The sequence below is a fragment of the Pseudoalteromonas phenolica genome (genome assembly GCF_001444405.1).
Taxonomy (GTDB): Bacteria; Pseudomonadota; Gammaproteobacteria; order Enterobacterales; family Alteromonadaceae; genus Pseudoalteromonas; species Pseudoalteromonas phenolica.
This window is the reverse complement of record NZ_CP013188.1, coordinates 884,989-906,186: the sequence shown is the minus strand read 5'-3', so window position 1 is coordinate 906,186 and position 21,198 is coordinate 884,989. Positions and strand designations below refer to the sequence as shown.

General features: G+C 37.2%; 21 protein-coding genes and 1 pseudogene. 12 read left to right on the top strand and 10 right to left on the bottom strand.

The window, feature by feature from the left end; all coding sequences use genetic code 11:
- The first annotated feature begins 127 nt into the window (after positions 1 to 127).
- Genes PP2015_RS21090 through PP2015_RS21080 form a run of 3 tightly spaced genes read left to right on the top strand, consistent with a single transcriptional unit; the run spans position 128 to position 3,583 of the window.
- Complete coding sequence (locus PP2015_RS21090; RefSeq protein ID WP_058032451.1) at positions 128 to 1,336, top strand: PqiA/YebS family transporter subunit; 1,209 nt, start codon at positions 128 to 130, stop codon at positions 1,334 to 1,336.
- Positions 1,329 to 2,987 carry an intermembrane transport protein PqiB gene (pqiB, locus tag PP2015_RS21085; RefSeq protein ID WP_058032450.1) on the top strand — a complete coding sequence of 553 codons (1,659 nt, stop codon included), beginning with the start codon at positions 1,329 to 1,331 and terminating at the stop codon, positions 2,985 to 2,987. Before PP2015_RS21090 ends, pqiB begins: the two co-directional genes overlap by 8 nt.
- Positions 2,984 to 3,583 (top strand): PqiC family protein, encoded by a 600-nt coding sequence (locus PP2015_RS21080; protein ID WP_083496718.1) that lies wholly within the window; start codon positions 2,984 to 2,986, stop codon positions 3,581 to 3,583. Before pqiB ends, PP2015_RS21080 begins: the two co-directional genes overlap by 4 nt.
- Here PP2015_RS21080 and PP2015_RS21075 read toward each other — a convergent pair.
- Positions 3,570 to 4,094 carry a GNAT family N-acetyltransferase gene (locus PP2015_RS21075; protein ID WP_058032448.1) on the bottom strand — a complete coding sequence of 175 codons (525 nt, stop codon included), beginning with the start codon at positions 4,092 to 4,094 and terminating at the stop codon, positions 3,570 to 3,572. The two genes, PP2015_RS21080 and PP2015_RS21075, sit on opposite strands and share 14 nt — an antisense overlap.
- A 219-nt stretch (positions 4,095 to 4,313) precedes the next feature.
- On the opposite strand from PP2015_RS21075, the gene PP2015_RS21070 reads away from it, so the two are divergent.
- Both PP2015_RS21070 and ushA read left to right on the top strand, forming a co-directional pair.
- Complete coding sequence (locus tag PP2015_RS21070) at positions 4,314 to 4,493, top strand: hypothetical protein (RefSeq protein WP_058032447.1); 180 nt, start codon at positions 4,314 to 4,316, stop codon at positions 4,491 to 4,493.
- 68 nt (positions 4,494 to 4,561) lie between these two features.
- Positions 4,562 to 6,151, top strand: coding sequence for a bifunctional UDP-sugar hydrolase/5'-nucleotidase UshA (ushA, locus tag PP2015_RS21065; protein WP_058032446.1), 1,590 nt, complete (start codon positions 4,562 to 4,564; stop codon positions 6,149 to 6,151).
- 53 nt (positions 6,152 to 6,204) lie between these two features.
- On the opposite strand, the gene PP2015_RS21060 is transcribed toward ushA, so the two are convergent.
- Entirely contained in the window at positions 6,205 to 7,122 is a 918-nt protein-coding gene (locus tag PP2015_RS21060; protein WP_058032445.1) for a hypothetical protein, read from the bottom strand.
- Positions 7,119 to 8,045, bottom strand: coding sequence for a type 2 periplasmic-binding domain-containing protein (locus PP2015_RS21055; protein WP_227009268.1), 927 nt, complete (start codon positions 8,043 to 8,045; stop codon positions 7,119 to 7,121). The genes PP2015_RS21060 and PP2015_RS21055 overlap by 4 nt, the downstream gene beginning before the upstream one ends.
- A 218-nt stretch (positions 8,046 to 8,263) precedes the next feature.
- On the opposite strand from PP2015_RS21055, the gene PP2015_RS21050 reads away from it, so the two are divergent.
- Both PP2015_RS21050 and PP2015_RS21045 read left to right on the top strand, forming a co-directional pair.
- Complete coding sequence (locus PP2015_RS21050; RefSeq protein WP_227009267.1) at positions 8,264 to 9,076, top strand: S1/P1 nuclease; 813 nt, start codon at positions 8,264 to 8,266, stop codon at positions 9,074 to 9,076.
- Positions 9,077 to 9,125: 49 nt separating this feature from the next.
- Positions 9,126 to 12,248 carry a TonB-dependent receptor gene (locus tag PP2015_RS21045; RefSeq protein WP_058032593.1) on the top strand — a complete coding sequence of 1,041 codons (3,123 nt, stop codon included), beginning with the start codon at positions 9,126 to 9,128 and terminating at the stop codon, positions 12,246 to 12,248.
- 40 nt (positions 12,249 to 12,288) lie between these two features.
- Here PP2015_RS21045 and PP2015_RS21040 read toward each other — a convergent pair whose 3' ends face one another.
- Positions 12,289 to 12,708, bottom strand: a complete 420-nt coding sequence (locus tag PP2015_RS21040; RefSeq protein WP_058032443.1) for a MarR family winged helix-turn-helix transcriptional regulator — start codon at positions 12,706 to 12,708, stop codon at positions 12,289 to 12,291.
- Between the two features lie 129 nt (positions 12,709 to 12,837).
- On the opposite strand from PP2015_RS21040, the gene hmgA reads away from it, so the two are divergent.
- Together hmgA and maiA are read left to right on the top strand one after the other, a co-directional pair.
- Positions 12,838 to 14,133 carry a homogentisate 1,2-dioxygenase gene (gene hmgA / locus PP2015_RS21035; protein WP_058032442.1) on the top strand — a complete coding sequence of 432 codons (1,296 nt, stop codon included), beginning with the start codon at positions 12,838 to 12,840 and terminating at the stop codon, positions 14,131 to 14,133.
- A 67-nt stretch (positions 14,134 to 14,200) separates the two neighbouring features.
- Positions 14,201 to 14,827: a maleylacetoacetate isomerase gene (gene maiA / locus PP2015_RS21030; RefSeq protein WP_058032441.1), complete on the top strand. Its 627-nt coding sequence runs from the start codon at positions 14,201 to 14,203 to the stop codon at positions 14,825 to 14,827.
- A 19-nt stretch (positions 14,828 to 14,846) separates the two neighbouring features.
- Here maiA and PP2015_RS21025 read toward each other — a convergent pair whose 3' ends face one another.
- Positions 14,847 to 15,077 (bottom strand): TIGR02647 family protein, encoded by a 231-nt coding sequence (locus PP2015_RS21025; protein WP_058032440.1) that lies wholly within the window; start codon positions 15,075 to 15,077, stop codon positions 14,847 to 14,849.
- A 91-nt stretch (positions 15,078 to 15,168) separates the two neighbouring features.
- On the opposite strand from PP2015_RS21025, the gene PP2015_RS21020 reads away from it, so the two are divergent.
- On the top strand, positions 15,169 to 15,468 hold the full coding sequence (locus PP2015_RS21020; RefSeq protein ID WP_058032439.1) for a DUF1496 domain-containing protein: 300 nt from the start codon (positions 15,169 to 15,171) through the stop codon (positions 15,466 to 15,468).
- 18 nt (positions 15,469 to 15,486) lie between these two features.
- Positions 15,487 to 15,690 (top strand): annotated as a pseudogene (locus PP2015_RS21015) (VF530 family protein); the annotation flags it as partial.
- A gap of 43 nt (positions 15,691 to 15,733) precedes the next feature.
- Here the strand turns inward: PP2015_RS21015 and PP2015_RS21010 are convergent.
- The 3 genes from PP2015_RS21010 to PP2015_RS21000 all read right to left on the bottom strand — a co-directional run bounded on the left by PP2015_RS21010 (position 15,734) and on the right by PP2015_RS21000 (position 18,673).
- Positions 15,734 to 16,441: a substrate-binding periplasmic protein gene (locus PP2015_RS21010; protein WP_058032437.1), complete on the bottom strand. Its 708-nt coding sequence runs from the start codon at positions 16,439 to 16,441 to the stop codon at positions 15,734 to 15,736.
- Positions 16,442 to 16,496: 55 nt separating this feature from the next.
- A complete protein-coding gene (locus tag PP2015_RS21005) occupies positions 16,497 to 17,609 on the bottom strand; it encodes an arginase family protein (RefSeq protein ID WP_058032592.1) in 1,113 nt (370 codons plus the stop codon).
- A 284-nt stretch (positions 17,610 to 17,893) separates the two neighbouring features.
- Positions 17,894 to 18,673 carry a DUF2189 domain-containing protein gene (locus PP2015_RS21000; protein WP_058032436.1) on the bottom strand — a complete coding sequence of 260 codons (780 nt, stop codon included), beginning with the start codon at positions 18,671 to 18,673 and terminating at the stop codon, positions 17,894 to 17,896.
- A gap of 157 nt (positions 18,674 to 18,830) precedes the next feature.
- Here PP2015_RS21000 and udp point away from each other — a divergent pair, with 157 nt between their 5' ends.
- Entirely contained in the window at positions 18,831 to 19,598 is a 768-nt protein-coding gene (gene udp / locus PP2015_RS20995) for a uridine phosphorylase (RefSeq protein WP_058032435.1), read from the top strand.
- Positions 19,599 to 19,624: 26 nt separating this feature from the next.
- Here udp and cdd read toward each other — a convergent pair whose 3' ends face one another.
- Positions 19,625 to 20,485: a cytidine deaminase gene (cdd, locus tag PP2015_RS20990; protein ID WP_058032434.1), complete on the bottom strand. Its 861-nt coding sequence runs from the start codon at positions 20,483 to 20,485 to the stop codon at positions 19,625 to 19,627.
- Between the two features lie 46 nt (positions 20,486 to 20,531).
- The gene (locus tag PP2015_RS20985; protein ID WP_058032433.1) at positions 20,532 to 20,900 is read right to left on the bottom strand and encodes a hypothetical protein; all 369 of its coding nucleotides are present in this window, start codon (positions 20,898 to 20,900) and stop codon (positions 20,532 to 20,534) included.
- Positions 20,901 to 21,198: the final 298 nt, after the last annotated feature.

Below are 21,198 nucleotides of genomic sequence, written 5' to 3'. Positions count from 1 at the left end.
TTATTTTTATTTTGCCTGTTTTATATGCATTTTTTTAAATAATGTCTTAACTAAACTCAATTATCTTGCTTTGTTCACTTCGGTAACACACACTTATTGTATAGCTTACTTGAATGCCTAAATATTTATGATCCTTGCTTGCAAACATTGTGACACATTAGTTCGTGTTTCTTCACTCGGAGAACATCAACGTGCGATTTGTCCTTGCTGCAAAAATGAAATCGTAAGTTATCAAGCTAATCAACAACAATGGCTCATTGCATTTAGTCTGACCAGTTTATTGTTTTTATTGTCTAGTCTTTACCCTTCGTTTGTGAGCTTTAGCCAACATGGTTTGGTCCAAAAGATAAGTTTATGGCAAGCGTTTAATCTACTTGCAGATAAATACAGCATTGTTTTATCTGGTATTTTCATGTTTAGTACGTTTTTAATACCTCTACTTGTTTGCTTATTAGTAATACTAACTAATAGTCATTATTGGAAAGACCTTAACCCACATAATGCACGCTACCTTGCTCGTCTTCTTAACAAAACCAAAACACTAAACCTGGCTGATATTTTTCTTGTTGCAGTTTTAGTAAGTGTATTCAAATTAATGTCACTTGCAGATATTGGATTCGGTCTCGGCTTTTGGGCTTATATTTTATTTGTAGTGTGTTTTATAGAAACCCTTTCACTAATAAACGAAACTGAACTTTGGGAAAGGCAACAGATGCTATTTCAGCCAACATTGTTGCATGATGGCAAAAGCGCTAAAGCGCAAGATTTAAAGCAATGTTTGACCTGTTCGCAATTAACAAGAGAAACACACTGCCCACGTTGTTATACCAAGACTCACTTCCGCAAACCCAACTCTTCTCAAAGAGCTATAATTTGGATGGTGACAGCGGCTATATTTTTAATCCCTGCGAACTTATTACCGATAATGAACACGATCAACTTAGGAAATGATACACCCGCAACAATTTTTTCTGGTGTGGTTGTTATGTGGCAATCTGGCTCTTACCCTGTTGCTATACTTATATTCCTAGCGAGTGTTTGTATTCCAGTAATTAAAGCAGGTGCTTTGTTTTATCTAATTTTACAATCAAGAAGATGTACTCACCCAAAACGCGCAAGTACTATCTATAGATGGTTAGAAATCATGGGAAAATGGTCGATGATAGATGTTTTCGTCGTGATTATTTTGGTTTCTCTGGTACAACTTGGTACGGTTCTCAGTGTAGAGCCTCAAATTGGTATTGTATTTTTTACTATCATGGTGTTATGTCAGATCGTTGCCGTGAATAGTTTTGACCCTCGAATCTTATGGGACAAGTTTCACAATCATGAATGAACATGCTTACATAGAATCTAAGCCGAAATTTACTGTAATTTGGATTATTCCAATTATTGCGCTTTTGATTACCGTCTGGATGCTTTTTAAATACCAAGCAGATCAGGGTTATACCATTTACATAAAGATGACCACAGCTGAGGGGATAACAGCAGGAAAAACCGAAGTTAAAGTTAGAAATGTAAATGTAGGCTTAGTAAAAGGATTAGAATTAGACCTGTCTCAAAATGGTGTTCTTGCTAAAGTGCAGATTGATAATCAATATGGTGATTTACTGACAGAAGACGCTAAGTTTTGGGTTGTGAAGCCTAGAATCGATCAATCAGGTATATCTGGCATGAATACTTTACTCTCTGGTGCTTACTTAGAATTAGAACCAGGTCAGAGTCAAAACCTTTCTTATTTATTCACATTAGAAGATGAGCCAGCATTGATCAGCAATGACATTGAAGGTAAACGCTTCAAATTAACAGCCAATTCAGCCGAAGTTCTTGATATAGGAACATCTATTTATTTTCGTGGATACCGGATTGGACAAATAGAAGCAAGTAGATTTGATGTGGATAGTTTATCGATGCATTACGGCATATTTATTTTTTCTCCATACGATAAACTCATAACCAATAATACGATTTTCTGGGTCAGCTCAGGAGTAGATTTCAGTTTAGACGCTTCTGGTGTTCAATTTTCTACTGGTAGTTTATCTAAACTAATAAAAGGCGGCATTTCTGTAGACTATCCTCCTGAACAAAAGCCCAGTGATACTGCTTCTGCAAATAAAAGCTTTGCACTGCATCATAATTATGCGCAAGCTTTAGAAAAACGATTTGATGATTACGACTATTATATAGTCGAATTTGAACAATCTATTCGAGGACTTAATTCAGGTGCCCCAGTTGAGTACCGAGGTATGAGGATTGGTACTGTAGAACAAGCCCCTGCACAAATTGAAAAAAATGGTGAACCAATATACTTCGAACAAAACAACACTCAAGTGCCGGTTTTGATTAAAATAGAATATGGTCGTATTTACAAAAATGAACAACTTGCAAAACAGTATTGGCAACAAAACATAGACGAATGGATTAGTTCTGGCTTACGTGCATCACTTAAAAGTGGTAATCTTCTAACAGGTGCGGTATACATAGACTTTGATTTTTATAACAATGCTGCTGAAATGGACTTTGTCACTAAAACTGACATTTATCCGGTTCTTCCAAGCATATCAAGTGGTTTTACAGCTTTATCAGAGCAAATGACTGCCCTTGTTAACAAGCTAAATAAACTCCCATTTGAAAAAACGACACATACTTTAAATAATACATTGGTGGCATACCAGTCTCTTGCTGAAGAGTTAAAGGTAATGGTTCACGAGCTAAACAATAACGAGACTGCAGATAAAGTGGCAAAAAATCTAACTCAATTAGAGTCAACATTGACTCAACTCACAAGTAGCTTAAAACAATTTGAAACCACATTGTCTAGCTATCAACAAGACTCTGGTGTAGTCGATCAGCTAACAAATACACTTCGAGAGTTAGAAAGCCTCTCGAATACATTAAAACCTATTTCAAAAGGGTTAAATGAACAACCTAGCATGCTAATTTTTGATAAAAATACACCAAATGATCCTATTCCAGAGAAGCAATGATGCGTATTTTAATAATTCTATCACTACTATTCGTTTTAACTGCATGCTCTTCTGGCCAGAGCACACCGTTAAAATATTATGACTTTACTCATCAGAAAACTAGTGATTCAGCTAGCGTTTCTGAACTTAAACAAGCATTTATACATGTTAATCAAGTTAAAATTGAAGGCGTTGCCGACCAGCAACCTCTTATACAACTTTTAAATGACCATTCAGTCAATATTGCAAATTATCATTTTTGGTCTCAACATCCAAAACATACGCTCACTAACGCACTAACACGTGCCATTGCTAAAGACATTTCAGATTTTTCAACTGTTCCAGCAGGCAAAACTAAAATTGACATTGACGATATTATTGTAGAAGTCACTGTCACTAAACTTGTAGGACATTATAGCCTAGGTTCGTTAATCGAAGGCCAATGGTTTATCTATAACAACGATATAAATGGCAAGAGGCTACAAAGCTCTGAATTGTTTTCTATTTCGACCCCTCTACAAAATTCTGGTTTTGATGCACTAATAAAAGCGCATCAAACTAGTTGGGAAAAGCTTACAGGTAAAGTAACAAAAGCTATTTTAACTAAGACTGACTAAATGAAAGTTGGTAGAAATTGCTTATACCTTGTTCTTCATTTAATTTGATTTGAGTTTTGAATTTGAATCCGCATTTTTTTAGCAAGTTAATACTAGGATTATTATTCGGCTCAGTTAAAGCACAGAGATGTTTAAGCTTAAGAGCATTACTTGAGTACTGAATAAATTCTTTTGCCGCTTCTGTTGCAAAGCCGTATCCAGTGAATTCATCTAAAAATGCATAGCCTAAATCAGGGTAATTTAAAGCGGGCCTTTTGTATAAACCACACACTCCTATTTGTGCAAAATTTTTTTGGCTGTTTTTGAGGCAAACAATATAGGGTGAAAAAGTATTTAGCCTGTAAGGTGTTAAAAACGCTGTGTTTATATAATTAACTGCATCATTCAAATCTTTAATGTGCTTATCTGCAATATTCTGTTTAAAGCTTTCTTGATTTAATAACCTATAAATAAATGAAGCATCATTCAGAGTTGCCTCTCTTAACAATAACCTATCTGTAGTTAATAACATTCAAAATCCTCCATTTATTATTTTTTTAAATTGTCGCCACCAAATTGTATACAATTTATATCTCATTTCTAATTAAAATAGATTAAAAATTATTAGCTTAAGACCTTACTTAAAACTATCAGTTATTAAAGTTAACCTTTCTGTAACCTTTTGTTCTTTTATTTAAACGAAAATTTGATAGGATGCTGTGGCTATAAAAACAACAGATAAGGGTAAGTAATGAATACTGAATCGCCTATTTGTGACTTCGGCCTTCATCAAGGCGAAAAATACACAAGTTTACCAGCGAGCTTTTTAAACTGGATGGTTGAAATTGAACACGAAAAGTGTGCATACGCTAAGCATGAATTACAAAGGCGAGAAATGGCTGCGCTCAAAAGTTGTTCAAAAAGAAATTAGCCCCCACCTGTAGCGCTTTAGAGCATATAGTTTAAACTAAGCGCGTAATTACTATACACGGGTTTATTATGCGCAAAATTTTAACTCTCTCTATGGCTTTTGCCTTATCAGGGTGTACATCATTTAATATCCAGCAAGAAGAAGCTGAATACCTCACCATACTTCATACGAATGATCATCATGGTCGCTTTTGGCAAAATGAAAAAGGCGAGTATGGTATGTCAGCTAGAAAGACACTTGTAGATAGACTAAGAAAAGAAGCTAAAATAAAAGGCCATACTGTATTGTTACTGTCTGGTGGCGACATAAATACGGGTGTGCCTGAGTCAGATCTACAATATGCTGAACCAGACTTTAAAGGCATGCGTTTACTTGGCTATGATGCTATGGCAATAGGTAATCACGAGTTTGATAATCCATTGCATATTCTTGATAAACAAATCGAATGGGCGCGCTTTCCAATTCTGTCTGCAAATATAATTAATAAGCGTGATGGCTCACATGCTTATAAACCTTATACGATATTAGAAAAAAACGGTTTAAAGATCGGTGTAATTGGACTAACAACTATAGACACTGTAAAAATTGCAAACCCTGAATATGTTGGTCACTTGGACTTTATCAAACCTAGCGTAGCAGCAAATAAAGTATTAACTGAAATAGAAGAAAAATATAGTGATATTGATGTAACTATTGCCGTAACGCATATGGGTCATTATCACGACGCAAATTTTGGTATCAACGCACCTGGCGATGTTACTTTAGCGAGAGAGCTACCAAAAGGTATGCTTGATATGGTGATTGGTGGTCATTCTCAGGAACCTGTTTGTATGAACACGCTAGGTCAACCAGACAAAGATTTTAGTCCGGGCAAAGTATGCAAACCTGACAACCAAAATGGTACATGGATCATGCAGGCCCATGAGTGGGGTAAATACGTCGGTAAAGCAGAGTTTAAAATCCAAGGTAACAACGTTTCACTTCAAAATTATCAACTTATACCGGTCAATTTAAAAGATAGTAAAGGTAAGATAATTGGCGAATACATCCCTGAAGATAAAAAAATGTTAGCCCTACTCAAGCCTTTTAAAAAGATAGGTGAAGGACAACTTGATTTACCCATTGGGTATAGTGATGCTTACTTAGATGGAAAAAGAGATACAGTAAGATTTAAACAAAGTCCATTAGCTAAACTTATTATCAAGGCGCAAAAGGAAGCTGTAGATGCAGATTTTGGCTTAATAAGTGGTGGTGGTATCCGTCATAGTATTGAGGCCGGTGAAATTAGTTACAAAGACGTGCTAAAAGTACATCCATTTAAAAACCGAATCACCGTAATGAATTGGTTAGGAAAAGATCTCCTAGATTACTTACAAGTTGTTACCTCTTTTCCGATCGATGCTGGCGCGTATTTGCAATACGAGGGTCTAAGCTTTAATCGTATTAATGGTAAATTAGATAACGTAAAAATTAATGGTGAACCTTTAGAACTAACTAAGACTTACCGTATGAGTATTAATAGTTATAACGCTGCAGGTGGTGACGGTTATCCAATACTTGTTGGAATGGAAGGCTTTGTTCCATCAGACAAAACTGATGCAGAAGTATTAAAAGCATACATCGAAAAACATTCTCCGATAAAGATTTCCGAATTATAAATTAAACTAGCTGAACATGAATATGCCAGACTTTTCGCTGGCATATTCATTAATTATTTTCCTCTTATTTCATAATCGCTTGCTGATAACCCTTTCAGACCATAACTATGTAATTTAGAACGCGAACCTTCCCCATGGGCTTTTGGTGGATATAGCTTTGCCTTTAATTTAGGGCTATCTCTCAAAATCTCATCAAGTGCGGCTCTAACTTCGCTGAGCGTTTTTTCAAGGCTATTAGAAAAATTAGGTCTTTTTCTCACTGTATGACCTAAGACAGATAATCTATGGAAATATTTTTCAGCAATGCTCAGCAATTCAGAAGGAACGTCTTTATTTAGATGAAGGTTAATATCTGGGTAATCGTTGCTAAACTCTATCATTGCAAGGTAAAAACAAAGAGGCTTGTTTGCAAGTTGACTCTGAGCGTCATTTTTTCCATCTAGAAAAAGAGATTTTGAATATAGATCAATCACTAGCTTAGGCTCAACATCTTCAATTGGGGCGGCTTTATACATTGCTCTATTCTCAATATGTTTGCTGAATACTTTACGATAAATTAGTGCATTAAAAAAAGTTAGCAAAAATACAATCATGTATGTGTATTTAACATGGCTTACATCTGGGCTCAGTAGCAAATAAATCGTTTTATAGTTGGCATTCAACTCATACAAATGAGGTTCTGAACTTTGAACAGTAGAAATTGACTTAACTTTTACCCTTGCACTCATCGAATCGAGTTGTTCATTAAGTTGCGTAATGTAACGTTCAACCTCTTGTTGATTACCAGCATAATTAAAAAGGGGTTCTGCTAATGGTAAACTACTGACATCTAATGAGACTCTTTTTGCAATTTGTTCACTTTGTAATGATATTGTATTTTTTATTTTGTTTTCTTGCCCCAAATAAAAAAGGCAAAATAAGAGTAAAAAAACAATTGTGGTGAATGCATATATTGGTTTTATTTTATTCATCGTTTCTCACCTAGAAACTTATACGGTGAAATATCGCATTGCCAAAACTCTTCTAACGAATCGAAATAAGCACTACCGACAGACTGAGCTATTTGCTTTGTTATTGACTGCACTGCACATGCAAGATCTGTATTGTGCTCAGTTAATTTAAGGTACCAGCGGCTACCTGTTATATTTTCCCCAATTGGCGTAATGTAATTATGAGAGAAATATTGTTCATCAATTTTATCGTTCCAATAAGATGCAATTATATCAACCTCATTGTTAGACAGCTTTTCACGTAGTACTTTATGGGAGCTTACATAGGTAATGTTTAAGCTGTTTATATCTAAGTCTAAAGACTTAAATGCCTTTTTTGGAAGAATGTGGCCGGAACGACTGGTTGGGTAATCAAGTAGCCCTATTCTTTTGTCAAGAAAATAAGCTTTCTCAAGCTTCGGCTTTTCTTTATTAGATATGAAAAATGCTGAGTAACTTGAATAACCAATAATTGGAGTATAGTTATGCGTTGCATCTGCGTGAAGAGCTTGCATAATACTGTCTTTACTTAAGATAAGATCCGCAATACCTTTGCCAAAGAACTCTATCTGTTCAGCTAAACTCCCACCCCAAAAAACTTCTACATGTCCAAATTGGCGTCTTACAACACTATTTTTGCATAAGGCAGGCAAAATTTGATCAGCCAATTGCTTAGTTGGGACTTTAACTCTAAACGAAGCATGGTTTTCACCTGAAGCAGTTTGACAATGCAACTTATGCTCTTGGACAGGTCTAAGATTGATAGATATATCGGCAATAACCAACTGCGAAAGTAACCAAACCAACCATGTACTTATGATCACTGATAAGAACATGATAGTTTTTAACGATAATTTATATTTTTTTAACAAAATAAAAAGTAAGATTGTTGATAACCACGCCATTAGAACAAGTTTACTTACTCATTACAATAGATAAGATTACTTATTTTTTCTAATTCATTGATTTATATACTTTGTTAACAAGTAATGATGAATAAACTTGAGTCCTTTATTCAAACTTCAAAAACACGGACAATTGACCTTAATACGATTACAAAAGAGACGTGCAAGTCATGTTCAATTTGACAACCGCAACCAAAACTATTGCTCTATCATTGACAATGTTAACAGTAATTAGTTCAAACGATGCTGTAGCTTGGGGTCAAAATGGCCATCGAGTAATCGGTGAAATCGCAAATATGCACTTAACCGACACAACTAGAACAGCGCTACAACCATTACTCAATGGTAGTTCTCTTGCTCAAATCTCTACTTGGCCTGATGAAATGCGTTCTAATCCAGAACACTTTTGGAGAAAAGAATCAGGCAAATGGCATTACATTAATATTAAAGATGCAAAAAAAATGCATCAATATGTTAATCCATCTATTGACTCCAGAGATAAAGTTGCACATATTTTAGACGGAATTTATTATTCAATTAATATTTTAAAGAATAATAAGAGCGACTTAGAATCAAAGCAGTTTGCTTTAAGCTTTTTAGTTCACTTGGTTGGCGATGGCCACCAACCATTCCATGCCGGACGTTCTGAAGATCGTGGAGGTAATTTAATTAAAGTTTCTTTCTTCGGTAAAGATACTAACCTCCATAGCACATGGGATACGCATCTGATTGAAAATGAAAATTTATCTTTCACTGAGTTTGCAGATTTCATAAAAACGTCAAATAAAAAGACTATAAAGGCATACTTAAACAGCCAACCAGCTGATTGGTTAATTGAATCAAACAAAATATCTCATCGTGTATACGATGAAAATGAAACGAAGCTCAGTTACGGCTATGTCTATAAACATATGCCCGTTGTCAAAAAGCGTTTGTCACAAGGTGGCATTCGTTTAGCTGGACTTCTAAATCAAATTTTTGACAAAAACGCAAAGCCGTTAACTGAAGCACTTGTTAAAAAGCGTGGTTAATGGCATGCAACAAAGTAAGTTAAATAATCTCAACACGGGAAACAATAAAATGAAAACTCAACTACGCAAAACGGCACTTTCGCTTGCAGTAATCGCAGGCATCGGTGCAAGTGGCGCTGCGTTTGCTAACGAAACCTCTTCAGCAGTAAAAGGTCAAATCGTTGGTCCACAAGGTAACCCAGCAACAGGTACTACTGTTACTATCATGCACTTACCTTCTGGCTCAACTAAGGTTGCGACTGTTAATAATGCAGGTTATTTCTCAGCAAAGGGTTTACGTGTAGGTGGTCCTTACCAAATTATCGTTGACTCAACGACTTTTGAAGATCAGCTAATTGAGAACGTATACCTTTCATTAGGTTCTGATTACCCAGTAAACGTTCAGTTGAAAGCTCCTTCTGATATCGAACAAATCGTTGTAACAGGTCGCCCAATCAGCCAAATGTCTGGTGGTACAGGCCCAGCTGCGACGTTCACACTTGAAAACCTTCAAGAAGCGCCAGCGATTAACCGTGACCTTCGTGACATCGTTCGTGCAGATCCACGTGTATACGTAGATGAAAGCCGCGGTGCTATCCAATGTGGTGGCGGTAACCCTCGTTTCAACAGCCTTACTCTAGACGGCGTTCGTATGAACGACAACTTTGGTCTAAGTTCAAACGGCTATCCTACTGTTCGTGCACCTTTCTCTTTCGATTCAATCGATCAAGTTGCTGTTGAACTAGCACCTTTCGACGTGCAATACGGTGGTTTCACTTCTTGTAACATCAACGCAGTTACTAAATCAGGTGGTAACGACATTAGCGGTGGTATGTTCTTTGACTACACAAATGACTCAATGAAGGGTGATAAGGTAGAAGGCGAAGACATCGATAATGGCGATTACACAGAGAAACGTTATGGCTTCCACGTTGGAATGCCTCTAATCGAAGATTCATTATTCCTATTTACTTCTTACGAGAAGTTGGAAGGTGTTGAACAGTTCAGCTATAGTGCTTTAAACAATACTGTTAGCCAGTCTGATTTAGATCGCATCATCGCAATCACTAAAGACAAGTATAACTATGACCCAGGTACAATGGTGCCTAGTATGCCTGTTGAAGATGAGAAGCTTCTAATCAAGTTAGACTGGAATATTAATGACAGTCATCGTGCCAACATCGTTTATAACTGGAATGATGGTTTCCGCTTATCACAGTCTGACCAAGCGAGTGACGAACTGCCTCTAAGCAACCACTTCTACGAGCAAGGCGCAGAAATGACGTCAATCGTAGCGTCACTATACTCAGATTGGACTGATGAGTTTTCTACTGAAGTTCGTATCGGTAAAACTGATTTAGATGGTCGCCAGGCGTCACTAGATGCTGCATCTGGTTTCGGTGAATTCCAAATCACAACAGAAGATGATGGTACAGTTTACATTGGTCCTGATGACTCACGTCAATCAAATGACCTTGACTGGGATAACTTCACACTAAAATTAGCAGGTACTTATTACCTTGATCAGCATACAATCACTGCGGGTTATGAATTCGAAGAACTAAACGTTTTCAACTTATTCATGCAGCATACGCAAGGTGAATTCCGTTTCAGTTCAATCGAAGATTACGAGAATGGCGCTGCTTTTACTTTCTATAACAACTCAGCTGGTACAAATAACCCAGACGATGTTGCAGCTTCTTTCTCATATGCACAACATACTTTGTACATTCAAGATGAGTATGCATTCTCTGATATCGATGCAACACTAACATTTGGTTTACGCTACGACCGTTACACTAGTGATGACAGCCCAACAGAAAACCAGCGTTTTGAAGAGCGTTACGGTTTCATGAACACTAAAAACCTTGACGGCGTTGACTTACTTCAACCACGTGTAGGTTTCAACTGGTATGTTGATGACGCGCTAGAAGTACGTGGTGGTATTGGTCTATATTCTGGTGGTAACCCGAATGTATGGCTATCTAACTCATATTCAAATGATGGTGTAACTCAAATTGGTAAGCGTGGCTTCTACGCTAACTTATTTGAAACTGAGTTAACAAACATCCATGGTGGTACGCCAGGTTATGACGTACCAAAAGACATGTACGATGCAATCGGTAACACTGCTATTGGTGACGGTGATGGTGCCGTAAACTCTACTGCTCCTAACTTTGAAATTCCTTCAGAATGGAAGTTTGCTTTAGGTGCTACATACACTACTGAAGACGAGTACGTATTCAGCGTAGACTACCTTTACACAGATAAGCAAAATTCAGCACTAGTTAAAGACATTGCGCTTCAAACTACTGGTGAAACTGCTCCAGATGGTCGTCCTCTTATTGAGGAGCGCGAAGAAGGTCGTAACGGTGATTACATGTTAACTAACGTGTCTGGTCCAGATGCTAAGTCACATATCATTTCTGCTGCAATGAGCAAGCGTTTTGACAATGGTATTGATTTAACACTTTCTTACGCGTTTACTGACTCACAAGACGTTAACCCAATGACTAGCTCTACAGCTGGTTCAAACTACGGTAACATCGCGACTTTCAACCCGACTGCACCTAGTTTATCAACGTCTGATTACGAAGTACCACATCGCTTTACTTTACAACTAGGTTATAAAGTAGAACTAATTGACGGCTTCAAGACTAAGTTCAACCTATTCGGTCAAGCAAGTAAAGGTCAACCTTACAGCTACCTATTCTCAGGTAGTGACAGTGCGTTCGGCGATGCAAGCTGGAACTCACGCAGTGGCCGTCAGTTAATGTATGTTCCTGAAGTTAATGATGACAAAGTAACTTACGACATGACAGCTGCTGAAATTGAAGATTTCCACAACTGGATTTCTGAGCAAGGTTTAGAACGTGGTCAGATTGCCGCTCGTAATAGCCAAAATGCAGACTGGTTCAAAAAGCTAGACTTCAAGATTACACAAGAAGTACCTGGATTTATGGATGGTCATAAAGGTGAAGTATTCTTTGTTATCGATAACTTAACTAACATGTTAAATGATGACTGGGGTGTTATGCGCAAAGGTAACTTTGTAGGTAACCGTGTTGTTAAAGCATCTATCGTTGATGGTAAATACGTTTACTCAGACTTCAACCCAAATGCTGCAAACCAATCTGTACAAAAAGACGTATCAGTTTGGGAAGTACGCTTCGGTGTGAAGTACACTTTCTAAATTAAATTGAAATTGTAAGGCCAACATGCGTTGGCCTTTTTTATATGTGCTCATTCAGCTTTTGTAACACAACTTTTAATGTTAGTTGCTCATCTTCTGTTAGGTGTTTCAACAGCGATTTTTCCCACGATTTAGCGAGAATTGACAACTTGCTGTAAACTTCACATCCTTCATTCGTTAAGATAAGTACTTTGCTACGTTTGTCACTTTCATCAGCTCTGAGCTCAACAAAACCTCTAGTTTCTAATTGTTTAATTGCTCTTGATAGAGTTGATTTGTCAATCCGAGCAAGGTCGGTTAACTGTTTAGCAGTGAAGCTTTCTTGTGCTAAATGTGCCATAACTCGCCATTGAGGTGTGGTTAAGTTAGCTTCTTCTTTATAGACTCTTGCAAAGTCATCACTTACTTTATTAGCTAAATGTACAAGCTGATAAGGTAAAAATTCTGTAATTTCTAACATAAACTGTCTTTTTATTTCTGCACTTCATCGCCTTTGTAAACTTAAGTATACACGCAAAGATTGATTATCAATTTGAATATAGTCTCACATGAGAGTATCTTAATTGCAATCATCAAAGGAGCAAGTTCTATGAGCAAAGAATTTCAATACTTAACAGGTTTTGGAAACGAATTTGAAACCGAAGCTTTACCAGGTGCTTTACCAATAGGTCAGTTCTCACCACAAAAAGTAAAATACGACCTATACGCAGAACAATTTAACGTAACTGCGTTTACTGCACCTCGCGCTGACAATCGTCGTAATTGGTTTTATCGCATTCGTCCTTCTGTTGTTCAAGGTGACTACACGTCGATGGACAATGGTTTATTAAGAACAGCACCAATCACTGAAGTTCCAACACCCCCTACTATGCTACGCTGGAATCCTGTAGACATTCCAAATGAAGCAACAGACTTCGTCGATGGCTTAGTTACCATGGCAGCAAATGGCAGTGCAAATGGACAAGTTGGTATCGGTATCCATGTCTATGTAGCTAACAAATCAATGCAAGGCCGTTATTTTTATAATGCCGATGGAGAATTGCTATTTGTTCCTCAACAAGGCAAAATGGTTCTTCACACAGAATGCGGTAAACTTGCTGTAAAGCCTGGCGAAATTGCGGTTATTCCAAGAGGTATCAAGTTCTCAGTTGAAGTAATCGGCGACAGTATTCGTGGTTATATCTGCGAAAACTATGGTCATCCTTACATTCTACCTGAGCGAGGCCCTGTTGGCGCTAATGGTTACACAAATGAACGTGACTTCCAATATCCTGTGGCTGCGTTCGAAGATCTAGAAGGTGATTTTGAGCTTGTAGCCAAGTTCAATGGTAACCTTTTCCGCTGTGACATTGGTCATTCACCACTAGATGTTGTGGCTTGGACAGGTAATAGTGCACCTTACAAATATGACCTTTCGCGTTTCAATGTCATGAACACCGTCAGTTTTGACCACCCGGATCCATCAATTTTTACAGTCTTGACGTCTCCATCAGGTACTGCCGGCGTTGCCAATGTCGACTTTGTGATCTTCCCTCCTCGTTGGATGGTTGCTGAAGACACTTTCCGCCCACCATATTATCACCGTAACATTATGAGTGAGTTCATGGGCTTAATCGAAGGTGTGTATGATGCAAAAGAGCATGGTTTTGTTCCAGGTGGTATGAGTTTACATAACTGTATGTCTCCACATGGCCCTGAAGCCGATGTATTTGAGAAAGCATCAAATGCAGAGCTTGAGCCGCAAAGATATGAAAATACTTTAGCTTTCATGTTTGAGTCTCGTTATGTGATATCTCCAACAAAATACGCACTTGAAGGCAAAGAAAGACAACAAAACTATTTAGATTGTTGGAAAGGTATCAAAAAATACTACAAGGGTGCCTAAGCTTTATATAATGTTATAAATATTAGGCACGCAATAGCGTGCCTTTGTCGTGAATAAGGATCTGAATATGAAACTTTACACCTATTTTCGCTCTTCTGCAGCGTATAGAGTACGCATCGCATTAAATTTAAAAGATATAGCTCATGAAATGTCAGCGGTTAATCTTTTAAAATCAGAACAAACTGGTGAAGAGTACACCAATAAAAATAGTCAGGGTTTATTGCCTGCTTTAGAAACTGAACAAGGGGTTTTGGGGCAATCTCTTGCAATTTTAGAGTGGTTAGAAGAAACGTATACTGATACGCCTCTACTTCCGAATGACCCATGGCAAAAAGCGCAAGTACGAAACTTCTGTTATGCCATAGCTTGCGACATACACCCAATAGATAATTTACGAGTTCTTAAATACCTATCCAATGAACTAAACGTAAATGATGAACAAAAGAATACATGGTATAGGCATTGGGTTATTGAGGGCTTCAAGAAAATCGAAACGATGCTAAACGGTGATAAATTTTGTTTTGGCGATAAACCGACACTTGCAGATGCATGTCTAGTGCCTCAAGTTTTTAATGCACTTCGCTTTAAAGTAGATATGAGTCAATTCCCGAAAATAGAAGCTGTTTATAATCATTGTAATACACATAAAGCTTTTATTGATGCAGCGCCAGAAAATCAATTCGACGCTACTTAATTTTGAAGTTCATTGTGCGTTACTGAAGCGCACAATGAACTTGATCTAAGTGTCCAATCAAGTCTAAGCCTAAATCAGTCAAGTATCCGCCGTCAGGACTGTCAATAACCCCCTTTTTATATAACCTTTCAGCTGCAGCGATCAAATTTGGATCCGCATCTTTATGAATTTTAATTCCCATTTGCATACTTGAACGCGGAAATTTTGCTAAAAGTGTCAACTCAGCCATAAAATTACTATCTATAGCCATAACCTCTCCCATTAATTTATTGTTGTTGTGGTAATATAGGTTCAAGTTTTCATGAACTAAACTAAGGTTAGCTAAAAATAGGAGTTATGCCATGACATACAACAAATTTAGTTTTATCTTTATAGTTTTATTTTCTGTTTTTATTCCAGAGTCCGTTTTAGCTAACTCTAAATCTAATAAAACACACTTATTTTTAGATAACCTAACTCCTGTTTGTTGGTACAAAGATGCCAAATATAGCGAAGGTGCTTTAATCGTGATGGCCGATAAAACTTTTGTATGCGCTAGTAAATACGATAATCAAACTACTGGTGAGTTAAAATGGCGAATTGCAGATGAAAATGGCCGCCCTATTCCTCATAAACCAAAGAAAACTATTAGAATTAACTAAATAAAGAAGTCATTATTTATGGAACAACCAAATAACCCGCTGCATGGTGTAAAACTTGAAGAAATATTAATAAAACTTGAAGCTGAACTAGGCTGGGAAGAGATGGGGAATATAGTCAATATTCGTTGTTTTACTCACGACCCGAGTATTAAATCTAGTCTCAAGTTTTTAAGAAAAACGCCATGGGCGAGAGATAAGGTTGAACAGCTTTACATTGATACCTTCCATGGTTTTAAATGGTCATCAATAAAAAAATAGACTCTGATTACTTGGCTTTATAAAGTGAATCATATGATTGAACCAAGTCTTTGATAATATAATCAGGTACCTGTTTGTTACATGCAAAGTAGAGCATATTGTTTTGTTGGAGGTCCAACTGTAAGACAGGCTCAAGATGTGTCATTAGCTTGTTGTTCAAAGATGCATCTTGAACTTGAGAGTCACTCAGCACAACTAGGTCCAATTGATTTTTTCTTGTTTCTAAAATTTCAAGTACTCTATTAAAACTTGAAATTACAACCAATTGATATTGTTCTGTGAAACCATGTTCTTTGAGATATTGGTGACTAAAATTATTTCTGATCACTGCCGTTCTATATTTGAGCGCATCTTCAAGCACTTCCAAATTAATATTCCGACTTTTAAGTGCGTAAAAGGAACTCGTAAACTGTCCTACAGGGAAGACCCAATTGAACATATCTTCCCTTTCATTATTTCTTCCAATTGAAAATACACAGGTATCTGGATTCCTTTTCAAAGCATTATAGGTAATATTCCAAGGCTCATATGTCAATTTGTAGTCAATATTTGCATGGCCAAGAACATTTTTAACGATTTCTACCGTAGGACCTGATAGCTTTCCGGATTTATCAAGATACTGATAAGCAGGGAATAACTCAGTGACAACGTTGAGAGTAAATGAAAAAGACTTAAACGAAAAAATAAAAAAAGTTATTAAAAAAAGCGCTCTCATACCACTCCCTATTAAAAAGGTGAAAGGAATATCTCCTTCCACCTAATAATATAGCCTAACTTTTATTAATAGCATCTAGAAGAAATGCTGATATTTTAGCGCCTTCTCGCAAAGTTGTTTCTGAACTAGATTGGCCTACTAAAGAACTGTCAGTAAATGGAGCTATTTCCATCATATCAGCGCCTGTAATTGGGAAACGCTCAGATAATGCTTTTAATATAACCATGGCTTCATCAGGCGTCATACCGTTCCCTTCAGGCGTGCCAGTTGCAGAAGCCCACTGTTCGTCTAACGCATCAATATCAAAGCTAACATACAACTCATCAACATTATCTGCTTGCAATTGTGCTATGACTTCATCAACAATCGTCTGAGCACCGCGTTCTCTAATTTCATGTGCCCAATGTTGTTTTACACCAAATGTTGACTCCCAATGCGACTTGTCTTTGCCACTTGAGCGAATGCCAAATTGAATTAGATGATGTGGCGCAGGCAAGAACTCAAGAATATGCGTACACCAAGAGCCAAAGCACAAGTCAATACCCAAACGCTCAACTAATAAGTCAGTATGTGCGTCAAAATGAATAATTGCCGTTCGTTTACCTGCGTCTCTTTTCGCTTTCAAGTACGATTTGGTTAACGGATAGCTAATAGAGTGATCACCACCAATTCCAAAAATACCTTTATTAGGATAATGCTGATAGAAACCATCACATACATCTTCAGTGATAGATAAAGGCGATACGTGATAACCTTCCTTTGAGCTCTGATAAAGCGCCTTTTGACAGTTTTCTATTGTTCCTTCATTTAGGTATTTATCATGAAGAAGATGAGGAATAACACGAACATCACCTAAATCGAACGCTTCAACATGCGGTTGTTGTTCTATCAAAGTGCTTCTTAAAAATAATGGTCCCCAGTTAGCACCACGTAAAATACCGCCACCACAATCAGAACTGATACCTAAAATAGCGGCTTTGTAATCTGTTTCTTCGATTTTAAGCAAAGACTCTTTCCAGATTTGTTCAATGCCATCGGTTTGGCCATATAGTTTTGTGCGTAATGCATCTTTTCGTTCTTTTGCAGTATTAACAGTAAACACACCATCGCCAGGAGGACATAAACATTGGGTCATTTTATTGTAATATTGTTCTTTGCTAATACTCATAGAAACCTCTATTTGCTTTTGCATATTCATGCTAAAACTTTGTTAAGAAAAAATGTTTCACCCAGCCTATTTATCCATTTTAAATTCAAAACAAATGCGCTGTAAAATTTATAACTGTAAGATATATTTATTTAAATACAACGTCTTATGTTGTGAAAGACGTTAACTGGTAAAACAGGATTTTTGTATATGGGCAGAGATATAGCACGATGGGGTCGTATGTCAACAAAGGCAGTTTTATTGCAAAACCGCCTTTGATTTAATATTCAATTAAAATGAATATTTTACTCATAACCTCTTGGTTTCTTAGTTTTTATGATTGCAATGTAACCGTGCCAACTAGCATAGCTGAGTAATGGCATAATCACTATAAATGCTGTACCACCAGTAGCAAATCCAAATAAAACTAAGAAAAGTATGATAAACGCCCAAACTATCATTGCTGATGCGTTATTTTTAACTGCGTTTATAGATGAAACAACCGCGGTCATTATATCCACTCGACGCTCCATCATGATCTGTGGTGTAAACGCAGAAATAGCAAAGACGCTCATTAATAGTATTCCACCTATCAAACTTCCTAATGCCAAGAATGATTGCAATTGTTCAAATGTAGGATTAGGTACATTTGGATAAAGCGCATGCACTAGAGCAGCTAGTCGCATCCAGACGATCATAATGACCATTAAAAGTATCGCAAACCCCCATTCTCCAGCAGGGTTTCTGAACATAGACTTCAAGCTATGCCCTAATGTTGGTTTATGACCTTTTTCTAGCTCCCACGCAACATCGTAAAGACCTGCGGCGAATGCAGGACCAATAAGCGCAAAGGCTACTGCTGCAGGAAGAATAACTAAATGTGTATCTAGCTGATAAATTAGGTATAAAATAGTAACGGGTATGGCAGTAAATACTAACCCATAGATTAAACTTAACATTGGTGCTCTCACCATATCGGCTATCGCGAGCGATAACCAATGAAACGGCGCAAGTGAACTAATTCTATTACTTTCGAGACAGCGAGCAAATTCTGTGTTTTTATCGATTGGTGGTGAAGCTGGCATAATAACCCCTTTTTTGTTGCGGCTATATTAATGTTTAGAAGAACAACTCCAATCTTGCAAGGAATTGCATGATCACGAACAAAGACTATCGGACATCTGTCCTGTACTTTATGCGCTAATCTTTCAAACTACGGTTTTATAACAAATAAGGTTTACTATGGATAAGGTATTTCATTTGGGCCTAAGCACCGATCAATTGAATGGTGCTAATTTAGCAATCGTGCCTGGTGACCCTGAAAGGGCAGAGCGAATTGCTAAGAAGTTAGACAACAGTATTTGTCTTGCTAAAACTCGAGAATTTCACGTCTACCTCGCAGAATTAAAACAACAACCTGTCGTGATTTGCTCAACAGGTATCGGAGGACCTTCAACTTCAATCGCAGTTGAAGAACTAGCCCAACTCGGTATAAGAACCTTTTTGCGTATCGGTACGACAGGTGCTATCCAACCTCACATTAATGAAGGCGACATTTTAGTCAGCACAGCTTCAGTTCGTCTAGATGGTGCAAGTCAACATTTTGCCCCTCTATCCTACCCTGCAGTATCTGATTTCCATTCAACCGCTGCAATGGTGCAAGCATGTGAAGAGATTGGTGTGAAGTATCATGCTGGCATTACCGCTTCAAGTGATACTTTTTATCCTGGCCAAGAGCGTTATGACACATATTCAGGTTATGTGAATAAAGCTTTCCAAGGAAGTTGTGAAGAGTGGCAAAAACTCAATGTGATGAACTATGAGATGGAGTCTGCAACTCTATTTACTATGTGTGCAGCATTAGGGTTGAAAGCGGCTTGTATCGCTGGAGTCTTAGTGAACAGAACTCGTCAAGAAATTCCAAATGTAGATCATCAAGAAATTGAACGAAATGCAATTAATGTTGTTCTAAAAGCAGCTGAAATTGTTTTAGACAACAACAAAGCATAACTTCTGGAATTTAAGTGTATGTAAGATTAACTTACATACACTTTATTTATTTCAAAGTTACCTTCAAAACTATTAAGTACTACTTCCGAAACACCTGACTGATTTTTAAATTGCTCTGTTTCTACTAAATTAATCTCTGTAACTTCCACCATATCTATTGTTAATCCAGAAAGAGCCATTTGACTTAATGCGCTTTGCAACGGTGAAAGACTCGGGTTGTACGCCACGTTTTCGGCATAGCGACCGTAAAAATTACCATGCTGAACGGTTCTGATCTCTACTGCTGATTTATTACCAGAATAAGGCGCATAAGAGGCTTGATAATGTTCAAACAACATTTGAGAAATCGGTAGTTTATAATCAGGGTTTTGTTCTTCTGACATATCAAGAAGCCTCGTCTGATTACCAAGATCCGCTGGCCCAAAAGAATGAGGCAACAACTCTGTTAATGATGTATTGGTGTTAGGTAAGAGTATTTCAATTTGTTCTGATTGCTTAACTTCATTGATAAACTGTCTGCAATGACCACATGGCGCGTCTGTAATAGCGATGTGAGAAATTTGAGTTTCTCCATTTAGCCAAGCTGTGTTGATAGCCGACTGTTCTGCATGGACAACTAAGCATAACGCTGAATGATTAAACTCTAAATTAGACCCGATGTAAGCACAACCTGAAGTGTTACTATAAGCAATCGCACCGACGTTAAAATTAGAAATCGGTGCAATTGAGAAACTTGCGGCTATAGGTAAAAGATTTTGTAAAAGGAGTTTGATTTCTATATCAAACTTTACCATTAACGCATCTAGCACTGACTTTTCAATAACACCGCCCGACGCTTGGATTTTTTGTTGTAATTCTTGTTCTAGTTCTTTTGAAATCGTTAGCATAAAAATGCCACACGTTATGAAAAAGGCCGAATAGTTTATCCCTTTATTAAGCGTTAGACAACCAAAGCTTAGCACTCTTGAAGCAATCAAAGTTCTCTACCGTAATACCGAATCGTTTCGCTTTCTGTAAGAATAGGTCATGCATATAACCGTCGAAACTGACGACACGAGCTAACTTTATGTTTTGTAGTGCATTTGCTACTTTTGGCATTAAAGATACGATATCAATTGCAGCAAAGTTATGTTCGAGCTCAGTAACATCTATGAGTAATTTTGAGGATTTATAATCTTGCGCATACTGATTTGCTCTTTGGTACGTTTTAATGACATCTTCAGCGGTAACAACACCTCTAAGTGTCATCATGACAAGTGATGTTGATTCATCATAAGTGATACTAGTAGAAAGCGTTTGCATAAGACCTCGAATAACGTGTTTAATCTAAAAAAACGTCATTTCCTTCTACCCAAGAGTTCCATACTTGTTTAACGATATTCGATTTTTTAAAAGTGAAGTTACCTTACACAATTAGCGATTTCTACAATTGAAATGAGCATATTCGAATGACGGCGGACATAGACGTCGGATGAGATTCTATGTATACAATCTAAACAGTCAATAAAATTAATACAAAAAAACCAAATTAAGAATAAAAACTAGTAAAAAGTATGAGTTTGAATTCATACTTTTTACTACCAAGTTAACATCTGATCAA